This window comes from Chryseobacterium fluminis (genome assembly GCF_026314945.1).
GTDB classification, from domain to species: Bacteria; Bacteroidota; Bacteroidia; order Flavobacteriales; family Weeksellaceae; genus Chryseobacterium; species Chryseobacterium fluminis.
Genome location: NZ_CP111121.1, coordinates 1,880,896 through 1,894,646 on the forward strand (window position 1 = coordinate 1,880,896; position 13,751 = coordinate 1,894,646).

General features: G+C 39.8%; 14 protein-coding genes and 1 riboswitch. Of the genes, 6 read left to right on the plus strand and 8 right to left on the minus strand.

All coding sequences use genetic code 11. From position 1 onward, the window contains the following. The first annotated feature begins 235 nt into the window (after window positions 1–235). Entirely contained in the window at window positions 236–1,402 is a 1,167-nt protein-coding gene (locus ODZ84_RS08340) for a hypothetical protein (RefSeq protein ID WP_266176517.1), read from the plus strand. 179 nt (window positions 1,403–1,581) lie between these two features. Here the strand turns inward: ODZ84_RS08340 and ODZ84_RS23420 are convergent, their stop codons facing one another. The 5 genes from ODZ84_RS23420 to ODZ84_RS08365 all read right to left on the minus strand — a co-directional run bounded on the left by ODZ84_RS23420 (window position 1,582) and on the right by ODZ84_RS08365 (window position 5,727). Continuing rightward, window positions 1,582–1,692: a helix-turn-helix domain-containing protein gene (locus tag ODZ84_RS23420; RefSeq protein WP_266176518.1), complete on the minus strand. Its 111-nt coding sequence runs from the start codon at window positions 1,690–1,692 to the stop codon at window positions 1,582–1,584. Between the two features lie 175 nt (window positions 1,693–1,867). Then, the gene (gene hemL / locus ODZ84_RS08350) at window positions 1,868–3,154 is read right to left on the minus strand and encodes a glutamate-1-semialdehyde 2,1-aminomutase (RefSeq protein ID WP_266176519.1); all 1,287 of its coding nucleotides are present in this window, start codon (window positions 3,152–3,154) and stop codon (window positions 1,868–1,870) included. Window positions 3,155–3,223: 69 nt separating this feature from the next. After that, window positions 3,224–4,282 (minus strand): glucosaminidase domain-containing protein, encoded by a 1,059-nt coding sequence (locus tag ODZ84_RS08355; RefSeq protein WP_266176520.1) that lies wholly within the window; start codon window positions 4,280–4,282, stop codon window positions 3,224–3,226. Between the two features lie 67 nt (window positions 4,283–4,349). Further along, window positions 4,350–5,258, minus strand: a complete 909-nt coding sequence (locus tag ODZ84_RS08360) for a 1-aminocyclopropane-1-carboxylate deaminase/D-cysteine desulfhydrase (protein ID WP_266176521.1) — start codon at window positions 5,256–5,258, stop codon at window positions 4,350–4,352. Between the two features lie 142 nt (window positions 5,259–5,400). Next, window positions 5,401–5,727 (minus strand): hypothetical protein, encoded by a 327-nt coding sequence (locus ODZ84_RS08365; protein WP_266176522.1) that lies wholly within the window; start codon window positions 5,725–5,727, stop codon window positions 5,401–5,403. Between the two features lie 40 nt (window positions 5,728–5,767). On the opposite strand from ODZ84_RS08365, the gene ODZ84_RS08370 reads away from it, so the two are divergent. Both ODZ84_RS08370 and ODZ84_RS08375 read left to right on the plus strand, forming a co-directional pair. Further along, complete coding sequence (locus tag ODZ84_RS08370) at window positions 5,768–5,950, plus strand: DUF5522 domain-containing protein (RefSeq protein WP_029294953.1); 183 nt, start codon at window positions 5,768–5,770, stop codon at window positions 5,948–5,950. A 1-nt stretch (window position 5,951) separates the two neighbouring features. Then, the gene (locus ODZ84_RS08375) at window positions 5,952–6,479 is read left to right on the plus strand and encodes a DUF4136 domain-containing protein (RefSeq protein ID WP_266176523.1); all 528 of its coding nucleotides are present in this window, start codon (window positions 5,952–5,954) and stop codon (window positions 6,477–6,479) included. 115 nt (window positions 6,480–6,594) lie between these two features. On the opposite strand, the gene ODZ84_RS08380 is transcribed toward ODZ84_RS08375, so the two are convergent. Next, window positions 6,595–7,404 (minus strand): T9SS type A sorting domain-containing protein, encoded by an 810-nt coding sequence (locus ODZ84_RS08380; RefSeq protein WP_266176524.1) that lies wholly within the window; start codon window positions 7,402–7,404, stop codon window positions 6,595–6,597. A 369-nt stretch (window positions 7,405–7,773) separates the two neighbouring features. Here ODZ84_RS08380 and ODZ84_RS08385 point away from each other — a divergent pair, with 369 nt between their 5' ends. After that, window positions 7,774–9,312, plus strand: coding sequence for an endonuclease (locus tag ODZ84_RS08385; RefSeq protein ID WP_266176525.1), 1,539 nt, complete (start codon window positions 7,774–7,776; stop codon window positions 9,310–9,312). A gap of 383 nt (window positions 9,313–9,695) precedes the next feature. On the opposite strand, the gene ODZ84_RS08390 is transcribed toward ODZ84_RS08385, so the two are convergent. Continuing rightward, window positions 9,696–9,980, minus strand: a complete 285-nt coding sequence (locus ODZ84_RS08390) for a DUF2752 domain-containing protein (RefSeq protein ID WP_266176526.1) — start codon at window positions 9,978–9,980, stop codon at window positions 9,696–9,698. Window positions 9,981–10,004: 24 nt separating this feature from the next. Further along, a complete protein-coding gene (locus ODZ84_RS08395; protein ID WP_266176527.1) occupies window positions 10,005–11,051 on the minus strand; it encodes an NADH:flavin oxidoreductase/NADH oxidase in 1,047 nt (348 codons plus the stop codon). 102 nt (window positions 11,052–11,153) lie between these two features. Here ODZ84_RS08395 and ODZ84_RS08400 point away from each other — a divergent pair, with 102 nt between their 5' ends. Continuing rightward, complete coding sequence (locus ODZ84_RS08400) at window positions 11,154–11,636, plus strand: cytidine deaminase (protein ID WP_266176528.1); 483 nt, start codon at window positions 11,154–11,156, stop codon at window positions 11,634–11,636. A 57-nt stretch (window positions 11,637–11,693) separates the two neighbouring features. Continuing rightward, window positions 11,694–11,871: riboswitch (cobalamin riboswitch) on the plus strand. Window positions 11,872–11,904: 33 nt separating this feature from the next. Continuing rightward, window positions 11,905–13,746: a TonB-dependent receptor plug domain-containing protein gene (locus tag ODZ84_RS08405; RefSeq protein WP_266176529.1), complete on the plus strand. Its 1,842-nt coding sequence runs from the start codon at window positions 11,905–11,907 to the stop codon at window positions 13,744–13,746. Window positions 13,747–13,751: the final 5 nt, after the last annotated feature.

Genomic DNA, 13,751 nt, shown 5'->3' on the forward strand with positions numbered 1-13,751 from the left:
GGGATGGATGTCTTTCTACCAGATTAATTCCTGCGCAGACCACAAACAAAGGTGCACTGGTGCAACTATGTAAAGTTTTTTCATTTTATTTTTCAAATTTAACATTTATTGACAAGTAGTAAATATTATTACTGAAAATTAATGTATAATTCATCTCTAAAAATGCAATTTCTATAATAAATAAACCCAGTAATCAGAAAAAGCAGTAATTTGGTACAAAATTTTGTCAAAGATTATGAAAAAAAATCCTTTAAAATTAATCATTGCAGCACTGATCATCAGCGCATCCTTGGGAATCCAGTCCTGCAGTGAAGATGAATACAGCATCATTACCATTCCTGCCATAGGTATTGCTCAGGATCCTGGTAATTTTAAAGGGGATATTCCCAGTGGACAGACCGTAACCTTAGATCCTACCCAAACATACCAGCTGACCGGTTCTGTGGTCATTAAAAACGGCGGAAAGCTGGTGATTCCGGCAGGAACAAGGATCGTAGCAACAGTAGGAGCATCAGCCTTTGTAATCGTGGAACAGGGTGGACAATTGTTTGCCAACGGAACTTCCGGATCTCCGGTATTGTTTACCTCTTCTGATAAGACAGCGGGAAGCTGGGGAGGCATCGTAGTCTGTGGTAAAGCACCTATTAATGTCGGGCCTTCCGCTACATCAGAAATCGGGAATTCAATGTACGGAGGAACTGATACTGCTGATACTTCCGGATCATTAAGCTTTGTGAGAGTAGAATATGCCGGGGCGGTATACACCGGTGATAAAAAATTCAATGGTCTTTCTCTGTTTGGAGTCGGGAATACCACGAAAGTGGAGAATGTAGCCCTTGTAAACGGGGGCGATGACGGAATACAGCTTTACGGAGGAACCGTAAACGTTTCCAATATCGTTTCTCTCGCCAATGACAATAATGCTTTTGTGTGGAGCGAAGGCTGGAAAGGAACCGCCAGTAATATTTTTACCAAAAGAAAAGCGGATGGTACCGGGAATACGGGAATAAAAGGGATGAATAATCCTAATAATCAAAATGCAGCTCCAAGGTCTAACCCGACGATCAAAAATGTCACGTTTATCGGAGGCACTACTGGGGAGGCAGACGCGATCCAGCTGAAATCGGGCACGTATGCCAACCTTGAAAATGTGGTGATCTCCAACTGGAATACGGGTGTCAACCTGGAAAGCGACTCCACGGTAGCTTATTTCAACGGTAAAAAGAGAATGAAAGATATATTTTTTGATTCCAACGTCACTACCAAAGTTTCAGCAAAATCCAGCGCGGGAAACAATGTCGCGATACTGGACAGCACCTATATTGAAAAAGCAGACGCTACCGGAGCCGGAAACGGAATTGCTACACCGGCATGGGCAACAGGCTGGTCCGGTCTCCAGTAAAATAAATATTTAAATGGGTTTCGGGTCGGAAAGCTTCGCTTTCCGACCCGAAACGATTATAAGAAGATATAAGAAACAGGATTTATCTTCCACGCTATCCAGTTAGTCCATCTATTTATAAGAGATTGTCAGATGTCTTTAGCCACCATTCGTTAAAAGAATATCAATTATCTTGTTTGTCAATTTGTTTTAAATTGAGACGGCGTCATTCCCGTCTGAATTTTAAAGAATTTTGAAAAACTGGCATGGTCGTAAAAACCCAGATCGTAAACAATATCTTTAACAGACAATTATCAATAACCGGACGGAATAAAGGGTATGGTTTATAACAGGCTTTGTATGATTTGTCATAAAAGCCATTCTGATCTGATCTAGATACGGATTGCATTAAGGAATACCGAAGAATCATCCATAAAAAAAGGACGAAGTCTGAAACTCCGTCCTTTTGTAAATTAATTTATTGTATTAATTGGCATATTCGAATTTCCTGACGGCTTCAAGCGTTCTGTCAATTTCTGTATCCTTTATTGCATCACTGATGAAATAGGTCTCGTATCCGCTCGGCGGCAGATAAACTCCGTTCGTGAGCATCTGGTGGAAAAAGTTATTGAACAGGGCATGATTAGCTTCCTGAGCTTCATCAAAGTTGGAAACCCTGTTGGTATGAAAGAAGACCGACATCATCGATCCTTTTCTGTTGATTTTATGCGGAATTCCTTTTTCATTCAAAATTTTCCCTATCTCAAAATCCAGTGTTTCCGTGGTCTTAGCAAGTCGGTTGAAAAAATCCGGGTCATTTTTGATCAGTTGGAGGGTTTTTAGTCCCGCCCGCATCGCCAGGGGATTTCCACTTAAGGTTCCGGCCTGATATACGCCGCCTTTTGGTGCCAAATGATCCATAATTTCATTTCTGCCTGCAAAAGCACCTACCGGAAGACCGCCTCCGATTACCTTTCCGTAGGTCACCAAATCTGCTTTTACATTGAAAAGCTCCTGGGCTCCTCCGAAAGCCAGCCTGAAGCCGGTCATTACCTCATCAAAAATAAGCAAGGCACCATTTTCATCACATATTTTTCTTAATTTCTGAAGAAATTCATTTTCAGGAATTACGCAGCCCATGTTTCCGGCAACAGGTTCGATAATAACGGCGGCAATTTCACCCTGATTGTGTCTGAACAGATCCTGCACCTGTTCAAAATCATTGTACCTTGCCAGTAAAGTATCTTTTGCAGTCCCGGGCGTTACTCCCGGAGAATTGGGATTCCCAAAGGTGGCAGCACCACTTCCCGCTTTGATCAGAAATGAATCTGAGTGGCCATGATAGCATCCTTCAAACTTGATAAATTTATCTTTTCCCGTAAAGCCCCTCGCCAGTCGGATCGCACTCATACACGCTTCAGTTCCCGAAGAAACCATCCTGATCTGGTCGATATTCGGAACATGGTTTACAATAAATTTTGCAATTTCAGTTTCCAGTTCTGTCGGAGCACCGAAAGAGAAACCTTTTTCTGCCTGTATTTTTAATTCTTCAAGCACCTCAGGGTGGGTATGTCCTAAAATGGCAGGTCCCCACGAATTGATATAATCGATATAGGTGTTGTCATCGGCATCGGTAAGGTACGCTCCTTTTGCAGATTTCATAAAAACCGGCACTCCTCCTACAGACTTGAATGCGCGGACCGGAGAATTTACCCCGCCGGGAATGTATTGGTACGCTTCATCAAATAAAGCGGAACTTCTTTGGTATTTCATATGTTGTTGTCGTTATTGGTTAACAGTCGTGAGCTAATCGGTCACCGACTATCAGCCATCCAGCAAAAATTAGTTTCTGGGTTTTTTATCAATTAAATAAATCAACTGTCCTGCAGAAGGTTTCTGTCCTTCATCCATTCTGTTTTTGGCGTATAATTTATTCAGTTTAATTCCGAATTTCTGAGCGATATCGTGCATATCTTCTCCATACTCGGCTTTATAGGTAGCTGTATTTCCTTCAGAGTTCTTTGATTCCAGGAATACGATATCATTTTTCTTTAAAAAATCACCCTGGAGTTCATTCCATTTGGTCAGTTTGCTTTCGCTTACTTTAAATTTTTTCGCGATAAACTGTACATTCGTATCTTCCGGGATAATGATATATTTCAACCCGTCATTGGGATGGCTTTTAATTAATATGGAATTAAGGATTTCAGCTTTTGTTTTGATTCTTTCCACCCTTTTCTGCTGCTGTGCAAAAGACGTCTGCTTGTACGGAACCACTACGGTAACGGGCTCTTTAGCCTTTTTCACATATTTCTGAGGTTCCAGCTGGGCCATAAAAGACCGGTCATCTTTCAGACCCGGATACATTTTCAGTACGGCATATAAAACCTCTTTAGAATTGGTATCGTCAAACTCGTACAGCTTATATTTTTCAATTTTACCTATCAATATGGAAGCATATCTGGGATTCGTTGCATATCCGGCTTTTTTCAAACCGTGGGCCCATCCTCTGTAATCTTTCATATCCAGGCTGAAGAGATTGGTATAATATTTTCTGGTGGACAGGAAAACCGAATGATCTTCATAAGACTGTCTGGGATCTTCATATACACGGAAACACTCGTTGGGAGCATCATCCGTATGCTTCATTGTTTTACCCGTCCAGTCTTCTTTACATTTTATCCCGAAATGATTTTTGCCTTCAAGAGCCAGCCGGCTCTGTCCGCCGCCTGTTTCCAAAAGTCCCTGAGCAAGCGTTATAGAAGCAGGAATTTTGTATTTTTCCATTTCTTCTACCGCATACTTCGCAAATTTCTGGATGTATTGGTCTTCAGTGGCCCAGGACTGAGCCGGAAATTTTGATAAAACTAAAAGGCTTGCAAGTAAGAAAAGTCTTTTCATCTTATAATTTTTATTGTTTTAAAATGAAAGATGGAACACCTGGTGTTTCATGTTTTTCAATGTTTACTTATATAATTAAATTTCTGTTCTGTTTTTCCAGGAGCAAATTTGCGCCCTCGATTCCCTGTAATCCACCAGTGTGAAAGCACAAAATCCGGCTGTCTTCAGGAAAATAATCTTCATTGATCAGTTCAAAAACTTTCTGCATCATTTTTCCCGTATAAATAGGTTCTAAAGGAACGCCATAATTTTCTTTAAAGTCATTGATAAAACGAATATTTTCATCTTTTATTTTACCATAACCTCCAAAACCAGAATCTATTAGATGAAAATTCCTTTTTAAAGTTAATTCAGAGATCTTATCTTCCAGGGATTCATCGTTTACTGCTTTAAACCCTATAACAGTCTGATTTTCTTCACAAAATTCTGAAATTCCTGCAACGGTTCCTCCGGTTCCGACTGCGGTGCAAAGATAATCAAAATCTTTTGTTTCGTCATTGAGCATCATTTTGACGCCGGATACGGCATCTTGGTTGCTTCCGCCTTCCGGAATGATTAATGCTTCGGGAAATTCCTGCTGCAGAAATTCGGTCAGTTTTTCTTTGTAACGGTATTCTTCCCGGGTGACAAACCGTAGATTCATTCCGTTTCTTTTTGCAAAAAGCAATGTTGGATTATCGCGCCATTTTTCCCTCAGCTCTTCACCTCTTATGATTCCGAGTGTCGGAATTTTTGCTGAGTTTCCTACCGCAGAAACGGCAGAGATGTGATTGGAGAAAGCTCCTCCGAATGTAATGATATAAGGTTTTTCAACTTTTTTTTCCACATACTTGTTGATGTTAAAAAACAGTTTCCAATATTTATTTCCCGAAATCTGAGGATGAACAAGGTCTTCCCTTTTCATGAAAAGTTTTATTTTCTTATGAACCGGGATTTCCTGAATAGGGACTTTTTCTGTAGGAAATGGCAACATCATGGTCTGACTTAAATCATATCATACAAAATTAATGTTTTTTATAGTCCGATGCATTTTTTAAGCATTGACGTTTGTCATCTAATCTCGGAGTGAAGTCAGACATCCGGTAAGGTATACAGATTTCTCCGGCTGAAGTTGCCGGTCACAGATACTTCCGGAAAGTCCAGAATTCTCTTTTTTTAAGATAATTCAAATCGGATTCGTTCGTATAGGCTTCTCTTTCGAATGAGATTCTTCTGTAAGCTGAATAAGGGTCTTTTAATTTGAAAACCCAGTAATAATATTCGATAATATAAAAAATATAAAAGAAAATGATGAGCATTTCCAATTGTTGTTTCAAATGGATTTTTTCGTGGTTGACAAGTATTTTATTTTCCTTATCTTCGGGTTTCCTAATGAAGATAAAGGGAAAAAGAGCAATGCCGTTGATTTTTAATTTTTCCAGTGGCTTTTGGCATACAATTATCATAATAACAAATATAAAGTTTTTTGACTTAGAGATTTAACCTATGGCACTTTTTGACATCAAAGAAGGTGAAGACTTTTACTACAATGAGCAGGGATATAAGGTTTTTACAGAAAAATTTCATCTGAAGAGAGGACATTGCTGTAAGAGTGGCTGTAGACATTGTCCTTACGGATACGATAAAAAGACCGATACATTCATTAAAAACGATAAAAAAAATAAATAAAATGAAAAAATATATTTTTATTTTGTTAGCTGTGGCTGGTTTGGGTTTAACATCCTGCAGTCCTTTTCAGGTACGTTCCGATTATGCTGAATCAGCTAATTTCCCGTCTTATAAAACGTATAAAATTAGAATTGACGATCTTAAACTGAATGATATTGATAAAGACAGGGTTCTGAATGAACTGTCGAGACAGCTTCAAAGCAAGGGTTTACAGTCGGGAGAAAATCCTGATCTGATCGTTAATGTAAAAGCCAATCATAAGAAAGTGACAGACATCAACAGCAGTTCTCCATATGGAATGTATGGTTGGGGCGGTCCTTTCGGTTGGGGAGTCGGAATGAGCAGAACCTGGTCCAGCAATTATAATGAAGGAGCCATTATTGTGGATCTGGTGGACGCCAAGAGCCAGAAACTGGTTTGGCAGGGTATTGGAAGCGGAATTTCTGTAGATTCGCCAAAAGCCAAACAAAGACAGATTCCTGAAATCATGGCGGAGATCATGAAAAACTATCCTCCACAGAGAAAGTAAGATTAAGTCAATTAATAGATAAAGAAGTCAATGCAAATTTTGTGTTGACTTTTTGCTTTATGATAGAAAAGACTGTGATCTATGATCACAGTCTTTTCGGGTAAATTTAAAAAAACTATTTCCTGATTATTTGTGAAGACTTTGTTGATCCGTCTTTATAATATAGTGTTAAAAAATAGGCTCCTGTTTTGAGATCGCCCACCGGCAATTGATTTTCAGGTTTTCCGACAGTTCTGATAACTCTGCCTGTTGCATCATGAAGGGTCACTGAATTGATGTTTTTAATATCAGAAATATGGAGTACATCATGGAATGGATTAGGATATATTTTAGGATCCGGCGTTATCATATCATCCGTTCCTAAGTTCGGAATCGGTTCCCATACTGCATCGTCCCAATAATGCCCGGCAAATGATGTTCCAGGATTACGGATGGCGAGTCTCGCTCCGTCAGGAACTGTTATCGGTACCGTGAAAGTTCTTTCCGAAGAAGCATCATAAGAGCTGTTCAGAATGGTAATCGGCTGCAGTACCACAAAAGTCGAGGCATCGGCAGGATCTGTGATGTAACCGAACTCCAGGAAACCTCCGCCTGAATTGGCTTTCGCCTTAAACCTGAACTGGTGTGTACCGGCACTGATATTGGAAATTCTGGGCATAATGACGACGGAAACTTTTCCGCTCCCGTAACCGGTCTGATAGATCTGGCTGCTGCCTGAAGCGGGCTGCGTGCTTGAGATAATCTGGCTGGCGCCATTCAGTACCAACCTTTCCCAACAGGTCGGAACAATACTTTCAGGTGCACTATAAGTATCGAAATTTTCTGAAAAGCTGTCAACGATATTACACTGCGCCTTTAATCCGTAAGTTGTGCAGAAATAACTCAATAGGGGAAGTCCGACTGCTAAATATAAATTTTTAATCATTCTAAATAAAAATAATAATAGCGAAAATAATCATTTTCATTATTACATTCAATTTATTTTTTCATGATTTTTACCCATTAAATAAAAATTAATTTTCAGTTTACTGTTGATTAATATAATCATATACTATTTCGGATTATTTTTAACAATACAAATCAATACACCATTACCTAAAATGCTCTTCCATAAATTCTTTTTGCCTGGGATCACAGTCTTAATGGTTTAAAATTATGTAATGATATCATATGGCGCTTTCCAGTGAAGAATGAGCAATGGAACTTTACTATAATTCATTGCATAATGAAATTTAACAATTCCGTAATTTTTTATTCATTAATTTGTACTATTCTTACCAAAATTTATATTGATATGAAAAAAATACTATTCATTTGTGCTTTTGCAGGTCTGGCGAATGCGCAGGCTCCGGCGGGATATTATAATTCTGCGAACGGTCTTACGGGAGCATCCCTTAAAACAGCTTTAAGTACGATCATTTCCAGTGGTCACCAGGATAAAGGCTACAGTGGACTCTGGACCGGTTATAAAACAACAGATATCGATAAGACTTATGAAAACGACGGTTCTATCCTGGATATTTATTCGGAAAAGCCGTCCGGAACCGATCCTTATAAATATAACCCGGGGACCAACCAGTGCGGAACGTATTCTGTGGAAGGAAACTGCTATAACCGTGAACATATTGTTCCGCAAAGCTTCTTCAACGAGTCATCACCCATGGTTTCAGATATTCATTTTATCAGGGCTACCGACGGAAAAGTAAACGGAATGAGATCTAATTATCCGTTCGGAAAGGTGGGAACGGCAACTTTCACTTCTAAAAACGGCTCTAAACTGGGGAATTCGGCTTCTTCAGGATATGGAGGAACTGTATTTGAACCGATAGATGAATTTAAAGGCGATGTGGCAAGGATGATCTTTTACTTTGTAACCCGTTATCAAAGTAAGCTTTCTTCTTTCTCGACAGGAAATATGCTGGGAAGTTCTGCTTTTCCGGGACTGCAAACCTGGGAACTGAATGTTCTTCTGGCCTGGCATGCCCAGGACCCTGTTTCTCAGGCTGAAATCAACAGGAACAATGCTTCTTATACCTATCAGGGAAACAGGAATCCATTTATTGACAACCCGGGTTATGTGAACCAGATCTGGGGCGGAAGTTCAGGGGGAACGACACCCAATCCGGGAACTCCAAGTTCGGGAACGAACTGTATTAATGAGTCTTTTGAAACCATTCCGGCAGCGAGTGCCGCTTCGTATGTAACAAGAACCTGGTCTAACGGGGGAGTCAGCTGGACGGCGACCGATGCAAGAACAGACCAGACCATTTCCGCAAAAGCGATTACCATACGAAACGGTTCTCTCTCTTCCAGCAGTTCTGCCAATGGAATTGGTTCATTAACCGTTACGACTCAATTGAAATTTTCAGGAAGCAACGGAACGCTTAACGTGAAAGTAAACGGAACAACCGTGGGAATGGTTCCCTACAATACGAATGTGACCACTACAACCCTAAGCAATATCAATATCTCCGGAAATGTAGTGGTGAGTTTGGAGAATACCTCATCAGGCAACAGGGTGGCTGTTGATAATGTAAGCTGGACCTGTTATTCCGGGACATCCAGACAAAGTCAGATCTTTTCTTCGGAACTGATTCCGGATCAAAGAGAGTTGCAGGTGTATCCGAATCCTGTTGCCAGTAATGAAATTTTTATAAAAGGAGAAACTCAGCATATCAAAAAAGCGGAGATCTACAACCTTCAGGGGAAAGTGATGCAGACCATCGATCAGCCTTTTAAAAACAGCAGAAATTCAATAAGAATGAAACCCCTTGAACAGGGCGTCTACCTATTGAAACTGGATGGTTCAGCGCTGAAGTTTATTGTAAAATAATACATTGTACCAAATTAATGTTAAAGCCCTTCTTTCACTCGAATGAAGGGCTTTTATTTATTCTTAATTTCAACGAATGTAAGTAATCAGCATTGCCTTTGGTTTTACCTGTGACAGAAAATCCCGCCCGGATTTTTAATGAAACCCCACTATTGCCAATGCTTTTCAAAATGTTGAAAAGAAAATCATGATCCCAGCCCGGATCGCAGCATTTGTCTGAGCTCATTTTCCTGATTTCGGCGAGCCTGTGGCTCGCCGAAATCAGGAAAATAGCGAGTGCGGAGAGCCGGAAAAAGCTCCAAAAAAAATTAAACAGATTATGGCATCATAAAAAAAGACCACTTTCGTGATCTTTAGAATGTATTTCGATAGCAATTCTGAAATTAATGAACAGCGTGTTTACAGACGTAAGAGACGATCATCACAACAATATTGATCATGATCAGAATAACTAAAAGATTTCCATATTTCCTTTTCCTGTCTATAAAGCTTATTCCCAATATAAAAAAGAATAAGAGAAGCGTATATACTGCGGGATACAGATGAAAAGCTTCTGTAAACCTTCCCTGAAAAACCATAACGATTGCTCTTTGGGATCCGCATCCCAGACATTCTATTCCAAAGGTCTTTTTTATGGGACAGGGCAGCATAAAGTCTTCCATTTTCATGATCTGTCAGAAATTGATGAGAAGTTAAATTTTAGCTCTTAAATACTGGTGAGGGAAAAAACAGTCTTCCTTCGTTTCAAAGGATCCCTGAACCGCAATATAAGGATTTCTCAAAATTTCTCTTGCTATAAATATTAAATCGGCTTCTCCTTTCTGAAGGATTTCTTCTGCCTGCTCTGCCGTTTTGATGAGTCCAACCGCTCCCGTTTTTACTTCTGCCTGGTTTCTGACCTGTGAAGCCAGCGGTACCTGATATCCGTCGAAAACCGGAATTTTCACACCGTGGATATTTCCTCCGCTTGAAACATCTACGAGATCTACATGATGGTTTTTTAAAATCTTAGCCAGTTCTGCACTGCTTTCGATATCCCAGCCGTTTTCAGCATACTCGGTTCCCGAAATCCTTACAAACAGGGCTACATTGTCATTCAGTTCTTCATTCACAGCATCTACGACTTCTAATAAAAACCTGATTCTGTTTTCAAAGCTTCCGCCATATTCATCTGTTCTGATGTTGGAAAGCGGTGATAAAAACTGATGGAGCAGATATCCGTGTGCCCCGTGGATTTCGATGACATCAAAACCTGCTTTAACTGCCCTTCTGGCGGCCATTTTAAAATGCTGAACCTGCGCTCTGATTTCTTCAGCCGTAAGAGCATGCGGAATTCTTTCTGTGGGATGGTAAGGAATAGGGCTTGGTGCCACCGTTTCCCAGCCTTCTTCAACCGGAATCTGAATATTATTCCACGTCGAACCTTTTCTTCCGGCGTGTGCCAGCTGGATTCCGATTTTACTGTCCGAATTCTGGTGTACAAATTCGACAATTTTCTGCAGTTTCTCTGCCTGCTCATCTGTCCAGATTCCCATACAGTGATTGGTAATTCTGCCTTTGGGTTCTACGCCTGTAGCTTCTACAATAAGCAAACCCGTTCCGCCCTGAGACCTGCTTCCGTAATGAACAAAATGGAAGTCATTGGCCAGACCGTTTTCACATGAATACATACACATCGGAGACATTACCCAACGGTTTTTCAACTCTACATTTCTGAATTGTATTGGAGTATATAACATTTTTTAACTGAATATTTTTTGTTAAAATCCTGTAGCATAAAATAATATTGCCTACCTTATTTAAAATAGGTATTTTTACGCCCCTTTTTTAATCCACAATATATGAAAAAAGAAGCTCAAATCAGTTACGAACACTTTAAGAATAGCAGCGAACTAAGTGATGTTGAAAAAAAATTATTCGATAGAGCAAAGCAGGCCCGCGAAAATGCTTATGCCCCTTACTCCAACTTTCTCGTAGGCTGCTCTGTCCTTCTTGAAAACGGAGAAATCTATTCGGGTAACAATCAGGAAAATGCCGCCTATCCTTCAGGGTTATGTGCAGAAAGGACAACCTTATTCTGGGTAGCAGCGAATTTTCCGGATGTAAAAGTAAAGAAGATCTTCATTGTAGGCGGCCCCAAGGAATCTGACGAAAAAAATCCGCCTATTCCTCCTTGTGGAGCATGCAGGCAAAGTCTGATAGAGTATGAAACCAAGCAGAACGAAAATATTGATCTGTATTTCTCCAGCATGAATGATGAGGTGGTAAAAGTACATTCTATCAAAGATCTGCTGCCGTTTTATTTTGATGCAACGTTTTTATAGGCTTAAAGTCTGATCAAGAAGTACTGATTAAACATATTGCAACTCGGGTTAAAAACTTATCTTTGCAAAAATTTTGGTTTCCAGGATATTGGAAATAATAGGGAATTGGGTGAAACTCCCAAACTGTCCCCGCAACTGTAAATCGCAAAAAGAATTTTCTACAGTAAACCACTGTGTCAACGGGAAGGTGTAGAATAGCGAAAGTCAGGAGACCTGCCAAAAAGAATGATAACTTAAATAAATTGCTTTCGGAGGAAAAGTGAAAATAATGGATATAAAAAGGTCTTTACTGCTTATTTTTTCATCGTATGGAAGTTTTCTTTGTGCCCAGGAGAAAACCGTTGATACCATTTATGTTTTCGACAGCCAGATGAGCAGGGTTAAACTTTTTCATAAAGTAAATACCCTCACCCCAAAAGATATAGAGAAAAATTCTACCAGTCTTTCTGATCTCTTACGCTATCAGTCTTCTATTTACATCAAAGAGAACGGACGGGGAGCGGTGTCATCACCCTCTTTCAGAGGAAGTACGGCTCAGCAGACTGCTTTTGTCTGGAATGGGATTAATATCAACTCTACGTTTTTAGGTCAGGCAGACGTTAATAATACTTCATTATTCGGATATGATCAGTTGGAGGTAAAAGCGGGTGGCGGAAGTGTGATTTACGGAAGTGGTGCTATCGGAGGAAGTATTCATCTGAACAATACGCTGGATTTTAATAAAGGATTTCACGGAAGTCTTTTCTCTGAGGTGGCTTCATTTGATACCTACAACAATTTTTTAAAGGCTTCTTTCAGTAATGACCGGTTCAGTTTTAAGGTTTCCGGTAACTATTCCATCAGCCAGAATGAGTATGCGGTTCCGGAATCTAAAGTGACGGAAGAAGGCTACATCAACAGAAACGGAAGGTACTACAATACTGGATTTAATACCGGAGTGTCTTATAAAATTACCAAACATCAGACGCTATCCTGGCAGAGCCAGCTATTTGATGCTTCGCAGCACTACCCTATTTTTCTTAAGAATGACTCCAAGACCAAATATAAAGCGCAGACGTTAAGAAGTTTATTATCCTGGGATATTAATAAATCTCATTTTTCAAATAGTTTAAAAGCAGCGTATACAGAAGATAATTTCCAGTATTTCGGAGATATTGATAAGCTTAAAAGCAGTGGTGCTGAAGGGAAAAACTATATTTTTAAAAATGATCTCAATTATTTCATCACCTCAAAGATCAATGTCAATGTGATCGGGGAATTTCAGGTAAATAAAGCTGAAGGCTATGAATCCGGAATTAAGGACGTGAGCAGAAATATCGGTTCCCTGGCCGGCTTGTTAAGATATTTCCCAACCCGGGATCTTCGTTTTGAAGCAGGAATCAAGAAGGATTTTGTGGAAGATATCAGCGCCCCTATCTTATATTCCTTTGCCGGAAAATGGGATGCCCTAGCATGGTATCATGTAGGGGTCAACATGTCCCGGAATTTCAGATATCCCTCATTTAATGATCTCTACTGGCAGCCCGGCGGGAACCTGGATCTACGGCCGGAAACTTCTGTCCAGGCGGATATGGATCATGAGTTCACATTCGGAAATTTTAAATTAGTGGTTAGCCCGTATTATATGTACGTTAAAGATCTTATCAGTTGGCTTCCTACTCCATATGGCTATTGGTCGGCTTTTAATGTAAGAAGAGCGGAATCTTACGGTGTGGAATCTCAGTTCAGCTATCATTACAACTTCGGAAAACATGCACTGATATTGAATGCCGGCTATACTTACTCAAAATCAATCGATAAAGACACCGGCATGCAGAGAATGTATGTTCCGCTTCATAAAGCTGTCGGAAATATCGATTATCACTATGGCTTTTTAAAAATATATGCCCAGGGCGTTTTTAACGGACTTACCTATACCACGAGTGATGAAAAAAGAAGTGATGCGCTGGATCCTTATTTTATTTTAAATGCAGGGATTTCCGGAACTCTTTCAAAAAAATACACTCTTGGTTTTAAAGTGAATAATATAACAGATACGGTTTATGAAACCGTGGCATTCTATTCTATGCCCAAAAGAAATTACAGTATTTTTGCAACAATAAATTTTTAAATTTA

Bases quoted from the DNA above. Each gene is read 5' to 3' on its own strand.
- ODZ84_RS08380 (WP_266176524.1), bottom strand. From the start codon at position 7,404: ATGATTAAAAATTTATATTTAGCAGTCGGACTTCCCCTATTGAGTTAT.
- ODZ84_RS08355 (WP_266176520.1), bottom strand. From the start codon at position 4,282: ATGAAAAGACTTTTCTTACTTGCAAGCCTTTTAGTTTTATCAAAATTT.
- ODZ84_RS08365 (WP_266176522.1), bottom strand. From the start codon at position 5,727: ATGATAATTGTATGCCAAAAGCCACTGGAAAAATTAAAAATCAACGGC.
- ODZ84_RS08395 (WP_266176527.1), bottom strand. From the start codon at position 11,051: ATGTTATATACTCCAATACAATTCAGAAATGTAGAGTTGAAAAACCGT.
- ODZ84_RS08400 (WP_266176528.1), top strand. From the start codon at position 11,154: ATGAAAAAAGAAGCTCAAATCAGTTACGAACACTTTAAGAATAGCAGC.
- ODZ84_RS08385 (WP_266176525.1), top strand. From the start codon at position 7,774: ATGAAAAAAATACTATTCATTTGTGCTTTTGCAGGTCTGGCGAATGCG.
- ODZ84_RS08405 (WP_266176529.1), top strand. From the start codon at position 11,905: ATGGATATAAAAAGGTCTTTACTGCTTATTTTTTCATCGTATGGAAGT.
- ODZ84_RS08360 (WP_266176521.1), bottom strand. From the start codon at position 5,258: ATGATGTTGCCATTTCCTACAGAAAAAGTCCCTATTCAGGAAATCCCG.
- ODZ84_RS08375 (WP_266176523.1), top strand. From the start codon at position 5,952: ATGAAAAAATATATTTTTATTTTGTTAGCTGTGGCTGGTTTGGGTTTA.
- ODZ84_RS08390 (WP_266176526.1), bottom strand. From the start codon at position 9,980: ATGAAAATGGAAGACTTTATGCTGCCCTGTCCCATAAAAAAGACCTTT.
- ODZ84_RS08340 (WP_266176517.1), top strand. From the start codon at position 236: ATGAAAAAAAATCCTTTAAAATTAATCATTGCAGCACTGATCATCAGC.
- ODZ84_RS08370 (WP_029294953.1), top strand. From the start codon at position 5,768: ATGGCACTTTTTGACATCAAAGAAGGTGAAGACTTTTACTACAATGAG.
- hemL (WP_266176519.1), bottom strand. From the start codon at position 3,154: ATGAAATACCAAAGAAGTTCCGCTTTATTTGATGAAGCGTACCAATAC.